Annotated in this window: 1 protein-coding gene and 1 tRNA gene; one reads left to right on the top strand and one right to left on the bottom strand. The window is 71.8% G+C overall.

Annotated elements, in window-relative coordinates; translation table 11 throughout:
* Window positions 1-45: 45 nt before the first annotated feature.
* A tRNA-Ala gene (locus tag ACWIGI_RS41625) sits at window positions 46-118 on the bottom strand.
* A 127-nt stretch (window positions 119-245) separates the two neighbouring features.
* Between ACWIGI_RS41625 and ACWIGI_RS41620 the strand changes: the two genes are divergently transcribed.
* Window positions 246-2,060: a DUF222 domain-containing protein gene (locus ACWIGI_RS41620; protein ID WP_454209217.1), complete on the top strand. Its 1,815-nt coding sequence runs from the start codon at window positions 246-248 to the stop codon at window positions 2,058-2,060.
* Window positions 2,061-2,627 lie beyond the last annotated feature (567 nt).

Raw genomic sequence — 2,627 nt, 5'->3', positions numbered from 1 at the left:
AAAATGGTCAGGCCCGGCGAATCCGCCGGGCCTGACCTTTATACGTGGAGCTAAGGGGACTCGAACCCCTGACCCCCACACTGCCAGTGTGGTGCGCTACCAGCTGCGCCATAGCCCCGTGTTCAGTTCTCGCTCGCGGGGCGTGCCCCGCTTGCTTGAACGAAGTTACACGAGGTGTGTCGGACAAACCAAATCGCCTGGGTAAAGGCTGGCAATGACGATCTTCCGGGGGTAGCCTCGAACACATGTTCGACAGCAGAGAGGTGGAGGCGATGGGCGACGAAGAGCTGATCGATGCGCTGCGGCGGGCACACGGAGCGGCGGCTTTCGCGCACGCGGCGGAGGTCACGGCGGTGCGGGAGGTGTATCGGCGGCATCGCGCCGAGAACGCCGAACCCGGGCCGGGCGGCACGCGGGCCGGGGAGTTCGCGGCCGCCGAGATCGCCGTCGCCGTCCGGGTCTCCGAAGGGGTGGCCGCCGCGCTCATCGACATCGGACTCGCGCTCGACTCGCTACCGCAGACCAAGCTCGCCTTCGCGGCCGGGCGCATCGACCTCTCCCGGGTCCAGGTGATCGTCGAGAGCATGCGCGGGCTCTCCCGCGAGGTGCGCGACGCGCTCGAACCTCGGCTGATCGACACCGCCATCCGCTCGGACCCGGCCCGGCTGCGGCAGACCGCACGGCGCTGGCTCATCCGGCTCGACCCCGACGGCGAGCGGCGCCGCCGCGAAGCGCGCGAGGAGGACCGCGACATTCGGATCCGCGCCGTCGAGGACGGGATGGCGGTGTTCGACGGGCTGCTACCCGCGGCCGGCGCGCAGACCCTCGCCATGCGGCTGCGCGAGATGGCGCTGCAGGTCTGCGACCACGATCCGCGCACCATGCCGCAGCGGCGGTCCGACGCGCTCGTCGCGCTCGCCGAGGGCAGCACCCAGCTCGGCTGCCGGTGCGGGCGCGGCAAACTCTGCCCGGCCGCCACCGCGCCGGTCAGCACCCGGCGCCCGCTCGTGCAGGTCGGCGTCTCCGCGGACACGCTGCTCGGACTGCGCGACGATCCCGCGTTCCTCTCCGGATACGGGCCGATCGACCCGGCGCTGGCACGCACGCTCGCCGAACACGCTCGGTTCCAGGTGATTCCGGAGTACTTCCCGGACGAACAGCAGGCCGCGACGGAAGCACAGACAGGAGATACGGACAGCGCACCACCGCGGGCCGATTCCGTTCCACGGCAGCGCAAATCCACGAACGTGGTCGCGGTGCGCGCCGAGATCGAGGAACCGCGACCGGTCGTGAACGACACCGCTCCCCGGCCGGGTCAGGTGCATCCGAGTTCGCGGCGGCCGCAGACCGAGGCCGCGCTCTGGGCCAAGGCGAACCGGGAAAGACTGAGCGCGAGACCGGTGCTCGACGACTGGTCCCGGCCCGAACGCCTGAACCCGCACGCGCCCGCCGCCCGGATCGACGACCCGGCACCCGCGGAGCCGGCGGATTCGCCACCGGTCGTGGCGTATTCGGTCGACCGGGGAAACCTGGTACCGCGCGTGCGACTGCGCCCCTTCACCGCCGCGCCACCGCGCGAAGTGCGGGCCGTGGATGGACACTGCCGGTTCCCCGGCTGCACCATGCCCGCCGCCGAAACAGTTGTGGCACAGTTCAAGCCGGTCCGGGCACTACGCGCCGTCCCCTCGGACCCCGCCGCGAGATCGGTGCTGTGCAGCCACCACTGCCGCCTGAAGCTGCTGGCGGACAGCGGAAAACAGCCCTGGCGCGTCTACCTTTCCGACACCGATCACATGCGCTGGATCGACCCGAGCGGCGAGTCACACGAAACCATCCGCGAGGGCGCCCGATACCTGTTCCCGCACACCGACATCGACGCACCCACCTGGCCGAACGCCCTCCGCCGCGCCCTGCCCCACACCGACCTCCCCATCCCCCGCCCGTTCCCGGTGGACCTCGCCTATCCCCTGGAGTCACACCCCCTGATCCACGCCCAGCTGTCCCGCTGCACGCCGGAGAACGACATCCCCGAGCCGGCCGCCCGCACCGGAACGCACTGACCGCGCGTGGAGACGACGAGAAGACCATCCGCGACGAGCTTCGATCGACTATCCCTCGGGCCACCGCGCATGTGCGTCGAACTGCTACGGCACCAACGGTATCCACTCCGAGCGCACCCGCGTGACAGCGGTTTCCAGTCGACCGGGCCCGCCCCGAGCGACATCACCCCCGAGCGGAGGCCGTCGCGTCGGGATGTTCTCACCGCGCCGGCCGCCGTGAGTCCGGAAGGTCCCCGGCATGTGAGGATCGACAACCGGAACGTCCACATCGCCGGCCCGTTCGGAGCCGGAAGTCCGCACCCAACGGCTGCTCCCCGCTCGCCCTGAAACTCGGCGCACGCCGCCAAGCTCCCCGAAACCAGGAGCCGATCGGCTACGTCGACCCGAGGTTTGTCCCGACCCTCGGTGCGATGGACGGCCGACGGCTCCCGCCAGGGGTGCGGGGGCTGCCGGTGGCGCCCCCGCCCGCCCCGCCCCCCCCCAAGGCCCCCGGGCCCGCCCGCAAACCCCCCCCCCGGGGCGCCACCCCGGGGCGGCCCCCGCCCCCGGGGGGGCCCCCCAGGACCA

It is taken from the genome of Nocardia sp. NPDC055321 (assembly GCF_053645575.1).
This window is presented reverse-complemented; position numbering and strand designations above follow the sequence as displayed.

Coding starts and splice junctions, on each gene's coding strand:
- ACWIGI_RS41620 (WP_454209217.1), top strand. CDS start 246: ATGTTCGACAGCAGAGAGGTGGAGGCGATGGGCGACGAAGAGCTGATC.